This window comes from Streptomyces sp. NBC_00454 (assembly GCF_041434015.1).
Lineage (GTDB): Bacteria > Actinomycetota > Actinomycetes > Streptomycetales > Streptomycetaceae > Streptomyces.
Window position 1 is genome coordinate 48927 of sequence record NZ_CP107908.1, and the last position, 18833, is coordinate 67759.

The following is an 18833-nucleotide window of genomic DNA, read 5'->3' on the forward strand; positions in this document are numbered from 1 at the left end:
ACGAGTTCCACGCGGAGCATCGTGCCCGTGCCAGTCGCCTCCGAAATCAGCGGCCGTGCGGCCGCCGACCGGGAGCGGAAACCGGTCGACCACCACGAGGGACGTCCGGAGGCGGGGCGAGGAGGCCTTCTCAGACGTCGTGGTCTTGGTCGCCGTCCTGGTCGCTGTCGCGTTCGTGGTCGTGCAGGCGCTGGTCGAGGTCGTCCGCCCAGCGCCGGGCCCAGACGCGCAGCTCGGCCGTCTCGTCCTCGGTGAGGCCGTAGGCGGCGAACTCGTCGTCGTCCGCCCAGTCCGCCCCGGCCAGGCGGTCGCGGAGGTCCTGGAGGCGGAACTCGTCACGCCCGTGCCGCTCGCCGAGGCGCTCGAGCTCGCCGGCGGTGCGGTGGCGGGAGGCGGCGTGGACGTCGATGAAGTCGCGGACCGCGCCCCGGTCGGCCAGCGCGCGGACCTTCGTACCGATGACGGAGTCGAAAGCGAGGACCGGCCCGTACTCGGTGAGGGCCGGCGGGGTCCAGAAGTGCTCCTTGAGGACGTCGACCTCACACTCCTCGCCGCTGTCCGGGTCCACGACCATCAGCCGGGCGGACAAGGGGTCCACGGAGATCACGCGCACCTGCCAGCCCCGCGCCGCCAGACCCTGCTCGAGACCGGTGACGATCTCGCCCATCGGGGCGGGGTTCTCGGTGGCCACGTCGAGGTCCTGGCTCAGACGCTCGACGAGGCCGTGGGCCTGGACGGCGTACCCGCCGGTGATCACGAGGGGGTACGGCGCGCCGATGTCGATCACGGCGGCGAGGAGCCGGCGGTGCAGGTCGGTGAGGTTCACGCGGCGGCGGACCCCGACGCCCGGAGGAGCTCGGGGAACGCGTCCTCCCAGACCTCCCGCAGGTGCCTGCTGACCAGAGTGCGCAGGACGGGCCACTGCGCGAGGAGGAGGTCGTGGTTCAGGAGGATTACGAGGTCTTCGTGCTGCCCCTCGGCCAGGACGGTGCGGTAGAGACCCATGCGCAGGCGCGGGCGGTCCAGGTCGTAGGAACGCAGTCCGGACCAGGCCACGTGCAGCGGCAGCTCGACCACGCCGTGCCGGGGACCCGCGAGCTCCTTCAGGGAGGCGGGCAGCCGACCCGCGTACCGGGCGTGGAACACCTCGGCCGCCGAGGGCGCCGCGCTGCTGGAGGAGAGCATGACCATGAACCCGATTATCCCGCGTCCCGCCCGTCCCCGGTACCGCAGACGCGCGTACCGCCCCGCTGACTGCATCCGGTATCCCGTTTGGGGCCTACGCGGGCTACGACTGCCGCCGACATCTGCGTACGGCCTCGGCCGTCTGCGGACCGGGCGCTCTCGGCTGGACCGGGCGGCGGTGCGGTGGGCGGGCTGCGATACGGCTGGGCGAGGGATGCCCGCCGTCCCTACCGGCAGTCGTAGCCTTCAGGCCTGATGGATTTCTTGTTCCATGCGTGAGATTTGCCGGATATGCCGGTTTCGGTGAAAGTGCTTCAGAACCTGCTGCTGCCGACCTAAAGTGGCAGGTCAGTAAGTCTGCTCCCCGCGCACGCGGGGATGACCCCTCGGGGCCGTCGTCGGTGTTGCGGTACGGACCCTGCTCCCCGCGCGTGCGGGGATGACCCGAAGGCCGACCGGACGTTCCGGTTCGGCTGGAGCTGCTCGCCGGGATCCGCCCCAGGGAGCCCTGGTCGTGGACCGCCCGAGTCACCCTCCTCGGCCCAGACGTTGAGCCAGAACCCTGAGAAGTGAACGAATCCTGGCGCCGGCGGGTCATTGGTCAGGTACGAGCCCACCGTTGCTCCGAGAAGTCCCGAAGAGCAGCGGAACCTGGTCGAGGACGCTGCGGGGGCAGACCCGTCACGGGGTGTCGCCGAGGGCACCGGGGCCGTCAGCCCACGACACCAGTCCGGCCGCGAGCAGCAGGTCCAGGCACCTGCTGGTGATCGTGCGGGCGGCGTCCTCACCCATCACTCCGTGCACCGTTCGGCGGTACCGTTCGGCGAGCGAGGTCGGCGTCACCCCCTCGCACAGGGCGTAGACGGTCCAGGTGTGTGCGTCGAGCCAGTGGAAGCGCGCCTGGTCCGGCAGCAGTACGAGGAGCTGTTGTTGGTCGGGCAGCTCCCGAACCAGCACGGGTTCGTTGCGTACGAGGACACCGTCGGCGGACGGCGGCTCGGCGGACGGGTTCGCGGTGGCCGGGTTAGCGGTGGCCGGTGGGGGGACCGGGACCAGGGAGCGCACCCCGGGCTCGCAGTGCTCGATGCCGTCGAGCAGCCAGTGGACGAAACGTCGGCCTTCCGGGGTCACCTGGCCGTGGCCGGCGCTCAGAGCCTGCTCCGCAAGGTAGGTCAGGCGCTCCAGCACGGTGCGGTGCGTGCCCAGGGCGGCGGCCGGGCTCCCCGGGGTCGGCTCGTCGATGACCTCGTCGGCAGGCGGGGGGCCGTACCGCGCGATGAGCTCAGGAGCTGCCGCGCGGGCTGCGGACTGGAAGACCGTCAGGTGCGCGTAGAAGTGCAGCGCCACCAGCACCCTGATGAAGCTCCAGGAGGATTGCCGCCAGGGGATCGGCACTTGGGCCGTACCGTCCTCCACCAGCGAGCAGGAGCGCAGCACGTCGAACAGTTTCAGGTGCGCGGCCTCGTGCAACAACGTCTCGGCCGTAGTCCAGGGGTCGGCGAGCCGGCCGGGGGACATCAGAATCGCGGATGGCAGCGGGTCGCCGCCCGACAGCGACTGCAGCGGGCCGTCGGCGGATTCTCCGTCGCTGAACCCGATCAGCGAGACGTGCCTCAGTACGCTCGGACCGATCTGCGGGAGGAGGGATGTGAGCAGGTCGGCGCCCTGCCTCAGCGCCTCGACCATCTCTGGGGTCGCGTCGTAGGGCTCGGTCTGGCTGTCCGGCTCAAAGCTGTTGCGGCACAGCTCACGGAGCCGTTCGGCCATGGCCTGCTGGGAGACCGGCGCCCGGAGTCCGGTCCATACCCAGGCCGCCCCGTTCCCGGGCCAGGGACGGGCCGGGGTCCGCATGAGGCTCTCGCAGGGGCCCGTGCCGTCGGCGGGCAGCTGCCATGCGTCGTCCGCGAGGTAGCCACCGAGGGCGCTCGCAGTGAACGCCCCGTTCTCCAGACAGGCCGTGTCGTCCTCGAAGGCGTTGCGCAGCACGGGGTCGACCAGGACGGGAAGCAGCTGGTCGTCCCCCGCCAGCGCGAGCGCGTGCAGGACAGGGGCGTGCCGGGAGTCGCGGGCACCCAAGAGCGACAGCCCCAGGCGGTACCTTGCGAGATTCCTGGCTTCGATGGCGGCGGAGTCTGCGAAGAGACCGTCCCGCGTGAGTATGTCCTCCGCCGTGCGGGGGGAGACCGTAGCCACGGTGATGCCTTTCTGTTTCATTCCTGGGGCGCTGTCGTGCGCCGTCGACCGAGGCGGGGCAGGGCGGTGGAGCGCGGTGTGCGCCTTTGTGGCAGGCACTCCACCGCCGTGCCCCGCTCAGGCGGGTGGGGTCAGACCCTCGGTCAGGCCGCCTTGGTGAGCTGCATCGGCGCGGACGAGTCGGCGGGCGCGTACGCCAGCTGCGCCGCGTACGCCGGGACCCAGGCGCGCTCGGCCGCGGAATCGGTCATGACCCGCGGTGCCTCGTTCTCGTCGAGGACCGGGACGGGGAACTGCGGCAGCCGGATGGCCTGTGCTGACATGGGGTACTCCTTCTCCGCGGTGCTTTCTCCGCGGGCTTTCTCCGCATTGCTTCATGCGTTCCGGAGCGGTTCTCCGGAGTCGGTGGGGCGGGCGCTACCGGTCATCCGGTGGCCTGCAGATGGAAGAAGTTCGGGCATAGGGGTGGGCTTGGCGAGGCCATCGGTTCCACGGGACACGGGGCGTCGGCACGTCCGGAGGGGTGCGGGACGAGCAGGTGCGCACCTCAACTCCGACCCTTCACCCTTCAGGCACCCCGTCCACAACGGTCGGGCCGGGGATCTCGGGGTGCCAGATCGGCCTGGGCGTCGTACCGGCGCCCGTGGGATACGGGCACCGGTGACGCTCCCCCGCGATGCAAGCGATACGAAACGGATCGTTGCGTCATTAGTGTGTGATCGGAAGTGTGGGTTGTCAATACGATACGTAGCGTTGCGCTTGGATGTAGCCGACAGAGCCCTCATGGCCCCCGACCGGAGGCTGGAGGCCAGGTTGAAGGCCAGGTTGAAGGCCAGCTTGGAGGCCTGGCAGGGCGCGGAGGGTGCAACAGCAGAGGAACGTCAGACGCAACGGAACGTAGCGTTCCGTAACGGTAGGATTGGTGTTCATGTCCGCACAACGCAACGAGCAAGCAAGACAGGCGATCATCGCTGCCGCCTTCCGGCTCTGCGCCTCCACCGGATTCGCCTCCACCACCATCGAGGCGATCGCCTCGGAGGCCGGGGTCGGCAAGACGACGATCTACCGCTGGTGGCCGTCGAAGGCCGCGATCCTGATCGAAGGCGTGGAAAGCGCCCGGGACTCGGCCGCCGACTTCCCGGACACCGGCGACATCGCGGCAGACCTGCTCACCCAGACCACCAACGTCTTGGCGCTCTTCGCGACCGACTTCGGCCCGGTCTGGCGGGGGTTGATCGCCTCCGCCCAATCCGACGACGTCGCCGCCGAAGGCGTCCCGCGCATTCTGCGGAGCTCCATCGACCAGTGCGTCGCACGCCTGGCGAAGGCCCAGGACTCCGGGCAGCTCCGCGCGGACCTGGACCTCGAACTGGCCGTCGAGCTCATCTACGGCCCGATCTACCACACCTGGCTCCTGCGGACCCGCCCCGTCCCGCCGGACTTCATGCACACCGTACTGACCACCCTCATGCCCGCCTTCGCCCCGCCATCGAGCGGAGCCTGACCCGCAAACGTACGAAGGCGGCCGGAGAGGCCTTCCTCAGCGACGCGGCAGCCGCCACCGGCCTGAGGGGTGCTCGCCCTGCGCTACGCGAACCCGATCGGCGCCGACCCCCACCTGCCCAGCGGACTCCGGCTCGACAGGCCCACCCACCAGCTGGGTCGGCTGATCCCCGCAGCCGAGGACAGGGTGCCCTTCACTCTCACGGGTACCGACTGGCCGACCCGCGACGGCTCCGGCATCCGCGACTACGTCCACGTGTGGGACCTGGCCCTCGCCCACGTGGCCGCCCTGCAGCGCTTCGACACCCTCAACGGGAACACCCCGTTCCAGGCCGTGAACATCTCCAGCGGTACCGCAACCACCGGCCGCGAACTCGCCCAGGCCTTCCAGCAAGCCGCGGGCCACACCGTCGCACTGCTCGAGGCCACCGCGCGGCCCGGCGACGTAGCGGGATTCAGCGCTGACAACTCCCGCGCCGTCGGCCTCCTGGGCTGGACTCCGGAGCTCTCCCCCACCGACGCGATCCGCGACGCCATGCGCTGGCGGCCCGTACGCAACCGCGTCTTGGGCTGGACCGTCATGGAACCCGAGCCACCCTCGCAGGCGTTATAAGACACGTCGGGAGGGCCTGACGAACTGACCCAACGAACCGAACCGAGCACGACTGGCTACGTAGGTGTAACGCGAGAACGGTTGGTGCCGAGTTCGGGCAACAGATGTTGATCAAGCGGGTCCAGAATGTTGTCGAGTTCTGAGAACAGCTCGCCGAGAAACGGCGTTGTCAGTGGGTTCTGCCACTCTGTGCGTCGTGGAGGAACTGGTGGAGCGCGTCGACTGTCAAGATCGTGTCCTAGGGGTAGTCACCCGTCGGCAGGCCATCCGGGAGGGCTGGCTGCATCGAATCGCCTCGACGGTGTGTCGTGATGAGCGTGGTCGGATCCTCGTCCATCGGCGGTCGGAGCAGCTGTCGCGCTTCCCCGGGCTCTATGAGGTCATGGTCGGTGGCGCCGTGGGTGTCGGCGAATCCTATGAACAGGCTGCCGGGCGGGAGCTGGCCGAAGAGCTGGGCATCCGTGGCCTGCCGCGCTTGCTGTTCACGTTCATCAACCGCAGCGGCCTAAGCCCTCACTGGCTCGGCGTGCATGAAGCCGTGGTGCCGGACGCTGTGACCCGCGATCCCGATGAGGTCGCCTGGCATGGCTGGCTGACCGAGTCCGAGCTTCACTCGGCCCTGTTGGAGTGGCGCTTCACTCCCGACAGCCACGAGGCCTTCAGCCGGTATCTCGTGTTCCGGACCGCGCAGTCCTGACCGCACGCAGCGACAGGCCGGCCTTGGCGTCGCGGCGGATCGTCGCGTACAGATCGACCTTGGACTTCGGCAGCACCCGGGCCCCCTCGTCGTGCAGAGCACAACCAATGGTCCCGAAGCAAGAACCCAGGTGTTTCCAGAACTCGGCGACATCACTTTCCCGTGGATCCGGGCGTTCTCGCTGCTGAGCGACAGACGTTCCTGGAACTCACCTACATAGCCAGCACGACAGACAACAGCTCCACCGAACGGATGAGGAACCACCTTGAAGGCCTTGAAGGTACTGATCGCGGGCGGCGCCGGCTTCATCGGATCGACCATCGCCTCGGCATGCGTCGACAACGGCATCACCCCCGTCATCCTCGACAACCTCGCCACCGGCCGCCGCGAATTCACCGAGGGCCGGACCTTCTACGAGGGCGACATCTGCGACGGCGCCCTGATCGACCGCATCTTCGCCGACCACCCGGACATCACCACTGCCGTCGACTGCGCCGCCCTCATCGTCGTCCCGGACTCGGTCGCCAACCCCCTCGGCTACTACCGCGAAAACGTCTCCAAGGGCATCCAGTTCCTCGAGCACCTCGTCCGCAACAACTGCCGCAACCTCCTCTTCAGCAGCTCCGCCTCCCTCTACCGGGCCGACCCCGAGGACTTCTCCGTAGACGAGAACTCCCCCGTCGAAACCCTCAGCCCCTACGCCCGCACCAAAGCCGTCTTCGAGACGGTCCTGGCCGACGTAGCCGCCGCCGGAACCCTCAACGTCATCTCCCTGCGCTACTTCAACCCCATCGGCGCCGACCCCCAACTGCGCACCGGCCTCCAGATCCGCACCCCCACCCATGCCCTGGGCAAAATGATCGACGTCCACCACGCTGGCGAGGCCTTCCCCCTGACAGGCACCGACTACCCCACCCGCGACGGCTCCGGCCTCCGCGACTACGTCCACGTCTGGGACCTGGCCGCCGCCCACATCAAGGCCGTGGAGCACTTCGCCACCATCACCCACGAGGCCCCGTACCGCGTCATCAACCTCGGCACCGGCCGCGGCACCACAGTCCGCGAACTCGTCACCGCCTTCGAAACCGTCACCGCCACCCCCCTGCCCACCACCGAGACCCCCCGCCGCCCCGGCGACTCCGCAGGCGCCTACGCCCGCGTCGACCTCGCCCAGGACCTCCTCGGATGGAAGGCGGAACACTCCATCGAGGACGGCATCCGCGACTCCCTGCGCTGGTACGCGAAGCGCGACACGGCCCTCGGTGTCGCGGACTGACCGGGGCGGCCCGCACCGCTGGCCCGTTTCCCTCGGAATGCCAAGGAGGACGGGCCGGCGGTGTTCCAGACCCGGCTCATCGGTCTTTCGGCCATCGCCTGATCGCAACTCCCGAGGGGGGCGTGCCCTGGAGGAACGGCCTCCTGGGACTTGGCCGTGTGACGCCCGGGAGGTTGTGACTCGACTTTGGCCAAGGACCCGATGTGGTCGAGAACCTCGTCCGGGGAGTTGTCCTGAGCCACGCACTTTGAGCCCGCGGCCAGACGCCGGATCTCGATGAACGCGCTGGCCGCCAGAAACACGGCCATACCCCGGTCCTGCTCCCCCTCTACGCAGCCACGCTCCGCGACCTGCGGCGCAAGCCCGGCGGGAACGTGGCGAGGCCGACTGAAATGTCCGCCTCCGGAGCTGTTCTACGGGAAAGCGCGAGAGGGCCCGCAAGCAGTGGCGGAGAGCGCGAGCTGAGGCCGATCTTGTTCCGGCACCGCGACCTGCCGGTTATGCCGGTTTCAGCGGAAGTGCTTCAAAACGCCATTCCGCCTGTCTAAAGTGGCAGGTCAGCAAGCCTGCTCCCCGCGCACGCGGGGATGACCCCCAGTGGCGCCAGGACCTGGCCACCGTCGCCTTCCTGCTCCCGCGCACGCGGGGATGCCCCCTACGTCATTCCGGCCCTAGTGACGGGTGCCGACTGCACCCCGCGCATGCGGGGATGACCCCAGATCCTGCTCTACCTCGTCGAGATCCTCGCACTACTCCCTGCCCGCGCGGGGATGAGCCGCATCCGTCAGGTTTTCGCGGTCAGCGCCGATGGCCTACTTGCCACTTGGAGTTTCGAATCCCAGCCCATTCGTCCGCTGCCGCGAGCGCGACCGGCACGCACCCGTTGTCAGGAGCGCTCTAGCTGCTCGTCGCCACGGTGTGCTCTTGGTCCGCTACCGGGACGCGTAGTCCGGCCACAGCACGCGCACGGGGGATTCTCTGGGGGAGGGCCTGTGGTGCGTGGTGGGTGTGTACGAGTCGATGCAGCTCAGCGTCAGTGCGGGGCCGGCCAGTGCGGTGCGGTCCGATATCGGCAGTCGGCCGGGGTGGCGATGGCGTCGGGGAGGCCGGGCTGGGAGGAGCGGAGCTACGCGTTCCCAGAGATCGTCGGAACAAGGGGGGCAGACACGTAGGAGAGTCTGCCCGACGCATTGTCAGATACCGGCCGAGATGCCGGTGTCGATGGCACTGGGGTCAGCGGCCGGTCGGGTTCAGCGCCAGCCCCCGTGGCGAGGTTTAACGTGCTCGCCGAACGGTTGGTCGAACGCCTGCCCGTCGTCGTCGATCACGACGTAGTCCGGTTCGGTCTTCGAGGCGGCTGCATGCAACCGGATGACGAGGTCAGCGACAGGGACGACACGTAGCGACAGTGCCGCGGCCACCTGGGCAGCTTCGTTGTCGATGTCCGGGTTGTGCTTGTCACGGGACCGTTCAAGGTGTTGAGCGGAGATCTGCATGACCTCCACATCGCCACCGCCCGAGAAGGAGAGGCAGTCCCGCCACTCCAGCCCGATGATGACCTCCAACGCCTCCGCCAGGTCATCGGCGAGCAGCCCGCCCTCACCTTCGGAACTCGCGAACACCACCGGCCGACGGCCGTTCTGCTCAGCGCACAGGAAGTACGCCCCACCAGCGGACTCCCCGGCGATCACTTCCAGCGGCGCACCTGAGGCGAGCCTGAAGCCATCGCCATAGTGCTTCCGGTGGATGTCGAAGCCGAACGATGACCGCAGCAGCAGATCGATCTCCGGGGTGGCCTGGATCAGGTCGAGCAGATGATCACTTGAGGTCATGGCCTGGACGATAGCGAGTGCCGCTGACATATCAATGCCAGGCGACCGCACGCCTGTGTCCGTCCGTGGCGCGACCCCGTGGATGGCGCGGCCGCGCCTGTACCCCAGCCACCACAACTCATTCTGAAACCATCGGGTAGCCCGTCTGCGGCCCGCTCCCGCCAGGTCCTCGATGCAGGGACCACCGGCGCCGGGGAGGCGCAGGTGGCTCCAGGGCGGGCCGCAGCGCTTCGTGGAACGCCTCAAGAGCCCGCGCGATCCGGTCGTCATCCGCGTAGTTCTCGCTGATCGCCGTGAACACTTCTTCTACGGCCTCCGCGAGTCCCGGCTCCCGGCGCCTCAAGAGCGGTACAACGGCTGCTCCGAGACGGCCGAGGGGTGCCGCCAGCTTCTCCGCCGACGCCAGGCTTCCCTGATTCCACTGGTCGATCACTGTGCCCGCTGATTCGTTGGCTGCCGCCACGGCCCAGAACCCTCGTTGCGGAGACCGCGCGTAGGCCGCACCTCCCTCACCAAGCGCCCGCAGGACCACTGCCAGCTTGGCCTTCCATCCCACCCACAGATGCCCGTGGACGTTGCCCGCGACCTGCACCGCCAGCACCGCCGCCACAAGTTCATCGGCTTGCGCTTCGAGCGCGGCCCGGTCCGCCGCGGCTTCCTTGCGCGCCTCCGTCCGTCGGGTTCGCCTGTCGCTCTCCCACGCTCCGAGGAACAGGAGGACCACGGCACCGGCCGCGCCCGGCACCACGTTGAGAAGGGCATCGTTCATGTACATCGGGACAGCGCGAGCGGCCTGGACGGTTCCTGTCCCGCGAAGGGGGTGGAATCGGTCGTCTGTGCCCCTCTGAGCCCGGTGGAACGGCCCCCAGGGTCTCGGGCACGTAGTGGTCTGCGCGCCGTGCCGGGAGGTCTGCCCCTCCCACAGAGCGCGCATCAGAAGGGGCCCGCCCGCCCCGCCCTGGAGTACGACCCCTTCGCGCGTCTTGGCCCGTTCGCGCAGCCTCGTGCTCCGTCCGGGCTGTGCGCCCGCCTGTATGGATCAAGCCGGGAAGCCGACGGCGGTTGCGCGTGGTCGGCTGGGCTCGGCTGGTTGCGGTCCCCTGACGGCTGGCCTTACATCGCAGAAGGAGGAGTCCCCGATGTCTCGTCGGCATGTCCCGGCCGTCCTCGGCCTCGTGGCGGGCGCGTTGGTGGCGGTCCCCGCCCCGGCCGCTCACGCCGTCGCCCCGGTGCAGGTTCGCTGCGCGGTCCCCGATCTCGTCGCGGCGATCAACGCCGCCAACAGCTCGCCCGGACCGGACACGCTCCAGCTGGCGCGCGAGTGCACGTACAAGCTGACGGCGCCGGACCCCGCGAATCCCGGCAACGGGCTGCCGGTGATCACCAGTGAGATCACCATCGACGGACGTGGGGCCACGATCAGGCGGGACGAGCACGGGCACAAGGTTCCGAAGTTCCGGATCCTCCTCGTCGGCCCGACGGGCAACCTCACGCTCACCCACACGACGATCAGCGGCGGCTTCGCCACGGACTGTCCCGCTTTCCCCGATCCCCCGGGCGTGGCCTGCGGTGGCGGTATCTCCAACACCGGAACGATGAGCGTGACCCGCAGCAAGATCATCGGCAACACGTCCAAGTCGGATGTGTTCGCCCAGGGCGGCGGTATCGACAACCCCGGCACCGGAAGGGTGAGCGAGACCGAGGTGACCGGAAACCATGTCATCTACAGCGGCAGCGAGCTCGGCGGCGCCGCCGCGGGCGGCGCGATCGTCAACGACGGTCCGCTCACGGTCACCGACTCCCGACTGACCGGGAACACGGCGACCGTCACCAAGGACACCCAGAGCTTCGCGTTCGGGGCCGGCCTCATCAGCTTCGCCGAGACCACCGTTAAGAACACGGTCATCAGCAAGAACCGTTCCTTCGCCCCGGGCGGGTTCGCGCGTGCTGCCCTCTCCAACGGCATCCCGGAGCCCGGAAGGCTGACCGTCACCGGCGGCGCCATCAGGGACAACACGTCGGACGCTCCCCACGGTTTCGCCCAGGGCGGTGGCATTGCGAACAATGCCCTGATGACCGTGAACGACGTGAAGATCAGCGGCAACCGGGTTGTCGCCGAGAACGGCACCGCGCGCGGTGCCGGCGTACGCATGGGCCCGTTCGGCACGCTCGACCTGACCGACAGCCACATCACCGGCAACACCGTCGAGGCGCCGGGCGGCACGGCTCAGGGCGGCGGCCTCGACAACCCCGACGGCGGCCGCCTGACAGCCAAGCGCAACAAGGTCCTGCACAACACGGTCACCGCCAAGGACGGCACCGCGCAGGGCGGCGGCCTCTACCACGCCGGCGGCGCCACGGGGCTGGGCACCACCACCCTGGAGGAGAACACCATCACCCACAACCGCGCGGGCGACGGCGGCGGCATCTTCAAGGCGTCCGGCGCCCTCACCCTGAACGGCGATGTCGTCCGCGACAATCGGCCGAACAACTGCAGCCCGACCGGCGCGGTCCCGGGCTGCACCGGCTGACGGTCCCCGGAGACAGTCCAGTCGGCCGGGGCGGACGGTCCTCGGAGACCGTCCATCCCGCCGGGGCGGACGGTCCCCGGAGACAGTCCATCCCGCCGGGCTGTGAGGCACACGAACCCGACAACTGCCTGCTGGCCGCCCGAGCGGCCGGCTCACTCTCCTCCGCCGTCGTCATCGTCGTCCAGTTCGACAGCGTCCGGGTCGCGCAGGGGCCGCAGCCCCTTGCGCGGGACGGACGCGCTAAAGCTGTAGCGGCCCAGCTTGTGGCGGGACTCCTGGACGGTGAGCTGCTTGTGCATCTGCCGGCGGCAGGTGTCGTCGGCCGGGTCGACCACGGCCGCGACAGCGAAGGGGCCGCCTGCGGGGCGGCCCGATCGTCGGCGGGTCTGGCCGCAGTGGGGTCAGGGGGTGTCGCGCCGCAGCACCGGCTCCGCTGGGCGGCCGTCACTGATGCAGGATGTCGATGCCGGCGGCGCGCGGGTTCGCCTCGACCAGCGTGTTCAACCGGGCGATGGCCGGTGCCTGGGCTTCCCGGTGGTGGTTGACCAGTCCGTACCGGGCGGAGGCGTCAGACCGGTTCTGAGATCCGGACGGCATCGCCAGCAGGGCGCGGTCGGCCAGTAGTTTGTCGGCCAGCGCGGAGGCCAGTTCCTCGATCCGCGGGTCGTCGGGATCTCAGGACGCCGCACCCAAGCCGTGCTTGGTCGGCTCGACGAACTCGGGATCGTCGAGCCCGTGTTCAAGCCTGGTCAGGAAGGTGCTGAAAACCTCCGGGACCAGCGCGCGGGCCAGCACCAGGGCCTCCCGCTGCGTGGCCACGTACTCGGGGCCGAAGCCGAGATCGGCGAGTCGGTCCAGGACCGTGCAGGCCCGGTCGGGCAGCAGGGCCCGGTCGCCATGGGCGAGCCGGTGCAGGGTGTCGCGTCGCGCGGTCAGGTCCTCGATCTGTTCGGTGAGCCGACGATGGACGTCGTCCAGGGCGGCGGCGAACCGCTCGGGATCGGCGTCGAGCAGTTCACCGATCCCGGCCAGCGGCACGCCGGCCGCGGCAAGGGTCCGGACCTGGACCAGCTCCTTGATCGTTGATCTTGCTTCGCGCGCGACGCTCCCAGCCGCTCCAACCCCTTGTTCAGTGATCTTCCGTTCCGGCCTGGGTCATCACCGCATCTGGTAGGCGACCCGCCGCCCCTGGACGCACACCGGAGAAGCTCTGCTGTGACGCCGCCGGGTCACCGGCGTGCGGTGAAGGCACGGCCCGCCCGCCCTGCGCGCGACAGTGCGGTCCCGAAGGGGACCGCACTGCCGACACGGTCTTCCATGTCGACGTCTCCGCCACCGGGCCCGGCGCCTGCCGGGTGACCGTGGCGGGAGGCCTCAACGTCGTTACCGCCCCGCCGTCCGGGACGCCCTGCGCGAGGCAGTGAGCAGGCACCGGGGCCTGGAGGCTGACGGCGGCCGAGCCCCAGCCCCAGCCCTGCGGGGGCTGTCCGCTCGCGGTGCCTCGGCTGTGGCGCCGGGCTCTGGCGGCCACGGCCTGCCCGGTGCGGCTTCCTCCCAGTCCTGTCGCCGTTCGAGTTCGATTACCTCACCGTCGAACACACGAAAATCTATGATGGCTGGAGTAGACATTGGGTGGTGGGCTGGTTATGGTTTCTCTCGTAGCCCAGAGAGACAGCAGGGCCTGGCAGAGACGAACTGCCGGGCAGTAGTACTCGCAGTACTCGTAGTTGCAGTTCGCATGACGGTGCGGTGGTGGAGTGTCGAAGCCAGAGCGGTTGCAGGACGGCGACGGGACTGACGACCGGACCGGGTGGCCCGCAGTGATCAGGGGCCGCCGTGAGCAGTACCGCAGTGGCAGTACCCGTAAGTGCAGTGCGCAGCAGTGAAGTCAGTGAGAGCAGTACCTCGGTGAAGGCGTCGACTGCGGGCGCGCGCGCCGGGAAGTTCGGCAGTGGGGTTCTAAGCCAGAGCAGATGCAGGACGGGCGACGGGGCTGGCTGCCGAAGAGTGGTGCTGTCACAGGCCACGGTGCAGTTCGCATCACCAGCAGTACAAGCAGTGCGCAGTACCAGCAGTACGCAGTCCCCCGCTAGGTAAGCAGTTGATCACTGAGGGAAGAACGGAGGAGCCGAGCGCCATCAGGATCGCCCGGGCCAGCAGCATGAAGCCCGGGTACCGCAGGACATCGATAGTGAGGTGGTCTCCGGTCAAGCAACCGCGATCCCCGCACCCCCGACAGCAAGTCGGTCGGGTCGGCGGAAACAGAAGGCCGGCGCAGTACCAGGGCCGGCAGATGGTGTAGCAGTTCCTTCGGGGCCCTGGCGCCAATAGGCGCCAGGGCCCCTCCACGCGTTCCACAGAGAGGTGCAATGACAGCAGAAAACCCGACCGGCCCCCTCGGCGGCCACCTGGACGACGACGACTACCCCGCCTACACCATGGGCCGGGCCGCCGAGATGCTCGGCACCACACAAGGCTTTCTCCGCGCCCTCGGCGAAGCCCGCCTGATCACCCCTTTGCGCTCCGCCGGCGGCCACCGCCGCTACTCCCGCTACCAGCTGCGCATCGCCGCCCGGGCCCGCGAGCTCGTCGATCAGGGCACCCCGATCGAATCGGCCTGCCGCATCGTGATCCTCGAGGACCAGCTCGAGGAGGCCCAGCGCATCAACGCCGAGTACCGCCGTACCGTCGGGTCGGCGGGTTCACCGCCTGGGGTCTGAGGCGGACGTGCCCGCCGGGTAACCGGCGGGTCCCGCGCCCCTGTGCCGATGTGCCGTTTCCTCTGGTGACGGGCTGTCGTGGCCGTGTAGCGTCTGGGTCAGCTGTCGTGGTTCGGAAGTTCCCCTTTGCCCACGCCGTAGGCGTGGGCGTTTTGCTGTGCTGTGCCGCAGGAACCAGGACGATCACCTCCGTCTCCCGCACGTTGTGGGAGGCGTTCATCGACTGGAAGGCATGGATATGGCTACGGGAACTGTGAAGTGGTTCAACGCGGAGAAGGGCTTCGGTTTCATCGCCCAGGACGGCGGCGGCCCGGACGTCTTCGCCCACTACTCGGCGATCAACGCTGCGGGCTTCCGTGAGCTCCAGGAAGGCCAGACCGTGACGTTCGACGTCACCCAGGGCCAGAAGGGCCCCCAGGCCGAGAACATCACCCCGGCCTGACCCTGTTCGCCACCCGCCGGGGCTGCCAGGCTCTTCCTCCGGCAGACCCCCGCGAGGCCGAGCTGCGTGGTTGCGGGCCCGTACCCGGCTGCTCGGAGTGGCCGGGTACGGGTGTGCATTCCCCGTACCCCGTCAACGAGCGGGCGCCTAGCCGGTGACGGGGCCCCGTACACCCGCGCAGAACCGATTCTCCGCCGTGTCGTTGAAGGGGCGAGTCCCCCGGAAGGCCCTGCACTCCCGAAGCTGCCGCGAAGTGACAAGTAGCTCTCTGTAACCGGGGAATAATGTGCAGGCCCCGCTCGACCCAGCATGGGACTCGCAGTAGAGCTTGATGGGCAGTCGGAAGGCTCGGTGGCATGGCGGATCTGACTCTCGCGCGGGTTGTGCAGACTTCCTCGGCCTACCCGTCCCAGTGGGACGCGTGGACGGTCGAGGGGCAGTATCTGTACCTGCGCTACCGGCACGGCGTTGGGAGCGTCGAACGGCATCCCAGCGACGACATCGGCACCTGGGACGCGGAAGAGTCCGAGCTCTTGGTCGAGTGGGATGACGGGACCGACGGGGGCGTTATCGAGCTCGCCGACTTCCTTGCTGCAGCTGGACTGCGATTCGCTCCGAACACCGAGGTGTCTGGCGGGTAGTAGTCCCGTACAGGCGACGGTGCTGAGGCCGGTCATGGTGAGGGCGCGGCTGACCAGCGGTCATATGGTCGTCGGAGCGTTGTCGGTTGCTTCGGGGACGTAGCCGCAAAGCTGCGGTGCGCATTCGGCCTTGTGGTCTTGTCCCCATTGGCCGGTATCTCGCTCGATGGAGCGGACGCGGTGGGCGAGTCGCAGCTGGTCCTTCCGGAGCAATGTCGAGGGCAGCGCTGTGAAGGTCTCCGGGAGTACGGCGACCATGCTGCTGACCTGCTCTCCGTTGTACATCTGGAGCAGCATGGTGCACTGCCACCAATCGATCTTGCCGCCGCGGGCGTTCGGAGTACCGGGCCAGTAGTAGTTCGCCGGATCGGGGAGCAGATAGTGGACGCCGTCGGGGGCGAGATGGGCCCGGAACCACGATCCGCCACCACCCAGGCCGAGCCGAAGTCGTCGGGCCTCGTCGTTCAAGGCGCAGACTGCTTCGGTGTCGAGGGCCTTGAGAACGTTCGCTTCTGCGGGTAGCGGCTGCCGCCCGGCGGGGGCCTTGACCGGCCATCGTCTGAGCAGAAGGCCAACCCGTTGCCGCGGCGTCATCGGCGACGGGGCCCTGCGGGATTGTGGCAGAGGCGGGGGTGGCGTCCAGCTTCGCCCTGACTGTTCGATGTGACGCAGCATCCATGCACGGGCGTCCGGGCAGGCGGTGTTCCACACCCAGCTCATCGGCCGCTCGGTCATCGCCTGACCGAAGCTCCCGATGGGCTCGCCCTGTCGGGAGGGCCTCCTGGCACGTGGCCGTGCGACACCCGGAAGGTTGTGGCTCAAGTTGGCCAGGAACCTGATGCGGTCCAGAACCTCGTCATGGGAGGTGTCCTCCTCCCCGCGCTGCGGCCTCCCAGCCAGATGCCGTATCTCGGTAAACGCCATGGCCGCCAAGAGCGCGGCTATGTCCCGGTCGAGCTCGGCCTCCTGGTTCCTCATGCCGATCCACCCTCAATGCCGCCCTCGGAGCGGGTTGTGCGGGCCTGGGTATGCGACAAGGAAATGCGACGGCGGGCCATGTCGACCTCAATGATCTTCACGGTGAGGGCGTCGCCGACCTCGACGACCTCTCCGGAGGATTCATCCAGCTCGCTGGTGTGCACGAGCCCCTGGAAGCCGTCCTCTCGGTCTTCGATGCGGACGAAGACGCCGAACGGCACGATCTTGGTGACCGCCCCGATGACCACTTGGCCGATCCGCTGCGCTACCTGCGGCCACGGGTCCTCCTGCACCGCTCGGAGCGACAGAGGCACCCGTTCCCAGACCATGTCGACATCGAGGACCTCAGCTGTGACCTCCTGGCCGACGCTGACGACGTCGGACGGGTGGTCGAACGGGCGCCAGGACAGCTCTGGGATGTTGATCATCGCGGTGAAGCCGCCGATGTCCACGAAGGTGACGCCGAAGCTGGCGATGGACGTCACCGTGCCGGTGACGACTTGGCCGCGCCGCAGGGTCTTCAGGAATGCCCAGTCCCGGTCGCTGGGCGTCGGCTCGGTCTGCCAGCGAGCGCGCAGGACACCGTCGCTGTCGGGCAGCACAGCGGTGAACAGCGGGAGATCTTCCCCCGCATACATGGATACGACGCCGGCAGCACGCGCGCTGGCGAGCTGGGAGGTCACTGCCTCGAACTGGGTCTCATCCACGACCGTGCTCGTGATCTGCCCGTCCTCGTCCTCCCAGACGATCTCCACGAGGCCTTCGTCGGGCAGAGCGGCCACGGCCTTGTCGACGTCGGTGAGCAGGTCCGGCCAGATTGCCAACTGTGCGCGTGGGGCCAGCTGGGAGCGCACAGTCTCGATGTTGTCGCGGGTCAGGCGGTGCCACCGGAAGGCGTTGACGGCGAAGACCTCCTCCAGGAACACCGCGCGGTGGGCACTGACGGTCCAGTGCAGGCGGGCCCAGAAGTCGGCGTCGGCCGGCCGCTGCACGTACGCGGGGTCGTCGGGGACGAAGTCGTACGGCGAGGCGTCCAGGCGTTCCGGGAACAGGCCGAGCGCGCGGGTGCGGGCCAGTGCGGTTTCGCAGGGCAGGTTGCTGCCGATGTAGAGGTACTGGTCCCAGCCGACGTGCACGGCGAACGCTCCCCCCGCCTCCAGGCGACACCAGGCACCGTTGTCACGGAGCATGGACCGGACGAGCTCCAGGCCGACGGCGATCGGCACCAGAGCGCCGTCGTGGAACCCGGCCGGCCCGGCCGGGAACAGGCCGGTCAAGCCGTAGCCGTCGATCGGTGGCTCCAGGCCGAAGTGGACGAAGCCTCCGAGCTGCGGCTCACGGATCGCCAGCTTGTCGACGCCGGTGTCCTCGGCGAAGGCGGCGATGGCCCGCAGGTAGGCGGCTTCGACTGGTCCGTGGTCGCTGGTCGCGGGCTCGGCGCCGACGTAGTGGCCGTGCTGGTCGCGGTCGGCGGGGTCGTACTTGGTGACCCGGTAGACGTGGGGGAGCACGTCACTCCCCGCCAGGAGTCGACGGTGCGGATGCGTTCTGGTGGCGTTCAAGGACGCGGTAGACGGTGGCACGGCTGACGGAGAAGAGCTCGGCCAGATCGGCGATGGTGTGCTCGCCGGACTGGTGCTGCTGGACCAGGTGGGTCTGCTGACGGGTGGTGAGCTTGGGCTGCTTCCCCTTGAGCTTGCCCTTGGCCCGCGCCACCGCCATGCCTTCGCGGGTGCGCATTCGCAGGAGGTCGACCTCGAACTCGGCGAAGGTGGCGAGGATGTTGAAGAACATCTTGCCCATCGGGTCGGCGGGGTCATACAGGGTGCCGCCGAGCGAGAGCTTGACGCCGCGGGCAGTGAGCGAGTCGCCGATGTCGCGGGCGTCGGGCACCGAACGCGCGAGGCGGTCGAGCTTCGGGACGACGAGGGTGTCGCCGGCACGGACCGCCGCGAGGGCCTGGGCCAGGCCGGGCCGGTCGCGGTTGGTTCCGGTCAGTCCGTGGTCCAGGTAGATCCGGTCCTCCTGGACGTCCAGGCTGAGCAGGATCTCGCGCTGCGCAGTGAGGTCCTGCTTGTCCAAACTGCATCTCGCGTAGCCAACGCGTTCACTCATGCCCGGAGCGTACGGTAAGCCCCCGCTCAGCGTACAACTCACCGGACACCCTAAATGAGACACCATCAGCGCAGGTCGATCATCCCGACCGGGCAAGATCACAATTG

19 protein-coding genes and 2 pseudogenes are annotated in these 18833 nt (G+C 68.8%); 8 read left to right on the forward strand and 13 right to left on the reverse strand.

The features are described from left to right. Positions 1-130: 130 nt before the first annotated feature. The 4 genes from OHU74_RS36625 to OHU74_RS36640 form a co-directional block, all read right to left on the reverse strand. Complete coding sequence (locus tag OHU74_RS36625; protein ID WP_331721162.1) at positions 131-826, reverse strand: nucleotidyl transferase AbiEii/AbiGii toxin family protein; 696 nt, start codon at positions 824-826, stop codon at positions 131-133. Beyond that, a complete protein-coding gene (locus OHU74_RS36630) occupies positions 823-1191 on the reverse strand; it encodes a hypothetical protein (RefSeq protein ID WP_331721163.1) in 369 nt (122 codons plus the stop codon). Before OHU74_RS36630 ends, OHU74_RS36625 begins: the two co-directional genes overlap by 4 nt. 675 nt (positions 1192-1866) lie before the next feature. Continuing rightward, positions 1867-3378: an HEXXH motif-containing putative peptide modification protein gene (locus tag OHU74_RS36635; protein WP_371619919.1), complete on the reverse strand. Its 1512-nt coding sequence runs from the start codon at positions 3376-3378 to the stop codon at positions 1867-1869. A gap of 143 nt (positions 3379-3521) precedes the next feature. Then, positions 3522-3701, reverse strand: a complete 180-nt coding sequence (locus tag OHU74_RS36640) for a hypothetical protein (RefSeq protein WP_331721165.1) — start codon at positions 3699-3701, stop codon at positions 3522-3524. 605 nt (positions 3702-4306) lie between these two features. Between OHU74_RS36640 and OHU74_RS36645 the strand changes: the two genes are divergently transcribed. From OHU74_RS36645 to galE, 4 genes are all read left to right on the forward strand, one after another. Further along, complete coding sequence (locus tag OHU74_RS36645) at positions 4307-4882, forward strand: TetR/AcrR family transcriptional regulator (RefSeq protein ID WP_330300403.1); 576 nt, start codon at positions 4307-4309, stop codon at positions 4880-4882. Positions 4883-4951: 69 nt separating this feature from the next. Continuing rightward, complete coding sequence (locus OHU74_RS36650) at positions 4952-5494, forward strand: GDP-mannose 4,6-dehydratase (RefSeq protein WP_331721166.1); 543 nt, start codon at positions 4952-4954, stop codon at positions 5492-5494. 196 nt (positions 5495-5690) lie between these two features. Continuing rightward, positions 5691-6191, forward strand: a complete 501-nt coding sequence (locus tag OHU74_RS36655) for an NUDIX domain-containing protein (protein ID WP_371619920.1) — start codon at positions 5691-5693, stop codon at positions 6189-6191. Positions 6192-6465: 274 nt separating this feature from the next. Further along, a complete protein-coding gene (gene galE / locus OHU74_RS36660) occupies positions 6466-7467 on the forward strand; it encodes a UDP-glucose 4-epimerase GalE (protein WP_331721202.1) in 1002 nt (333 codons plus the stop codon). A gap of 1043 nt (positions 7468-8510) precedes the next feature. Here galE and OHU74_RS36665 read toward each other — a convergent pair. The 3 genes and pseudogenes from OHU74_RS36665 to OHU74_RS36675 all read right to left on the reverse strand — a co-directional run. Further along, positions 8511-8618, reverse strand: a pseudogene (locus OHU74_RS36665) (IS5/IS1182 family transposase); the annotation flags it as partial. A 99-nt stretch (positions 8619-8717) separates the two neighbouring features. Next, a complete protein-coding gene (locus OHU74_RS36670; RefSeq protein ID WP_371619921.1) occupies positions 8718-9299 on the reverse strand; it encodes a hypothetical protein in 582 nt (193 codons plus the stop codon). A gap of 118 nt (positions 9300-9417) precedes the next feature. Then, entirely contained in the window at positions 9418-10074 is a 657-nt protein-coding gene (locus OHU74_RS36675; protein WP_371619922.1) for a hypothetical protein, read from the reverse strand. A 364-nt stretch (positions 10075-10438) separates the two neighbouring features. Here OHU74_RS36675 and OHU74_RS36680 point away from each other — a divergent pair, with 364 nt between their 5' ends. Beyond that, positions 10439-11830, forward strand: a complete 1392-nt coding sequence (locus OHU74_RS36680) for a hypothetical protein (protein WP_331721170.1) — start codon at positions 10439-10441, stop codon at positions 11828-11830. 152 nt (positions 11831-11982) lie between these two features. On the opposite strand, the pseudogene OHU74_RS36685 reads toward OHU74_RS36680, so the two are convergent. The 3 genes and pseudogenes from OHU74_RS36685 to OHU74_RS36695 all read right to left on the reverse strand — a co-directional run. Beyond that, a pseudogene (locus OHU74_RS36685) lies at positions 11983-12207 on the reverse strand (hypothetical protein); the annotation flags it as partial. A gap of 67 nt (positions 12208-12274) precedes the next feature. Beyond that, complete coding sequence (locus OHU74_RS36690; RefSeq protein WP_331721172.1) at positions 12275-12427, reverse strand: hypothetical protein; 153 nt, start codon at positions 12425-12427, stop codon at positions 12275-12277. Between the two features lie 78 nt (positions 12428-12505). Further along, positions 12506-12868 (reverse strand): hypothetical protein, encoded by a 363-nt coding sequence (locus tag OHU74_RS36695; protein WP_331721173.1) that lies wholly within the window; start codon positions 12866-12868, stop codon positions 12506-12508. Positions 12869-14199: 1331 nt separating this feature from the next. Between OHU74_RS36695 and OHU74_RS36700 the strand changes: the two genes are divergently transcribed. The 3 genes from OHU74_RS36700 to OHU74_RS36710 all read left to right on the forward strand — a co-directional run bounded on the left by OHU74_RS36700 (position 14200) and on the right by OHU74_RS36710 (position 15633). Beyond that, complete coding sequence (locus OHU74_RS36700) at positions 14200-14550, forward strand: MerR family transcriptional regulator (RefSeq protein ID WP_331721174.1); 351 nt, start codon at positions 14200-14202, stop codon at positions 14548-14550. 238 nt (positions 14551-14788) lie between these two features. Next, on the forward strand, positions 14789-14992 hold the full coding sequence (locus OHU74_RS36705; protein ID WP_331721203.1) for a cold-shock protein: 204 nt from the start codon (positions 14789-14791) through the stop codon (positions 14990-14992). Between the two features lie 356 nt (positions 14993-15348). Then, positions 15349-15633, forward strand: coding sequence for a hypothetical protein (locus OHU74_RS36710; protein ID WP_331721175.1), 285 nt, complete (start codon positions 15349-15351; stop codon positions 15631-15633). A gap of 60 nt (positions 15634-15693) precedes the next feature. Here OHU74_RS36710 and OHU74_RS36715 read toward each other — a convergent pair whose 3' ends face one another. Genes OHU74_RS36715 through OHU74_RS36725 form a run of 3 tightly spaced genes read right to left on the reverse strand, consistent with a single transcriptional unit; the run spans position 15694 to position 18726 of the window. Next, entirely contained in the window at positions 15694-16611 is a 918-nt protein-coding gene (locus OHU74_RS36715) for a hypothetical protein (protein ID WP_331721176.1), read from the reverse strand. Continuing rightward, on the reverse strand, positions 16608-18122 hold the full coding sequence (locus OHU74_RS36720; RefSeq protein ID WP_331721177.1) for a S1 RNA-binding domain-containing protein: 1515 nt from the start codon (positions 18120-18122) through the stop codon (positions 16608-16610). Before OHU74_RS36720 ends, OHU74_RS36715 begins: the two co-directional genes overlap by 4 nt. A 1-nt stretch (position 18123) precedes the next feature. Further along, positions 18124-18726 (reverse strand): recombinase family protein, encoded by a 603-nt coding sequence (locus OHU74_RS36725; RefSeq protein ID WP_331721178.1) that lies wholly within the window; start codon positions 18724-18726, stop codon positions 18124-18126. Positions 18727-18833 lie beyond the last annotated feature (107 nt).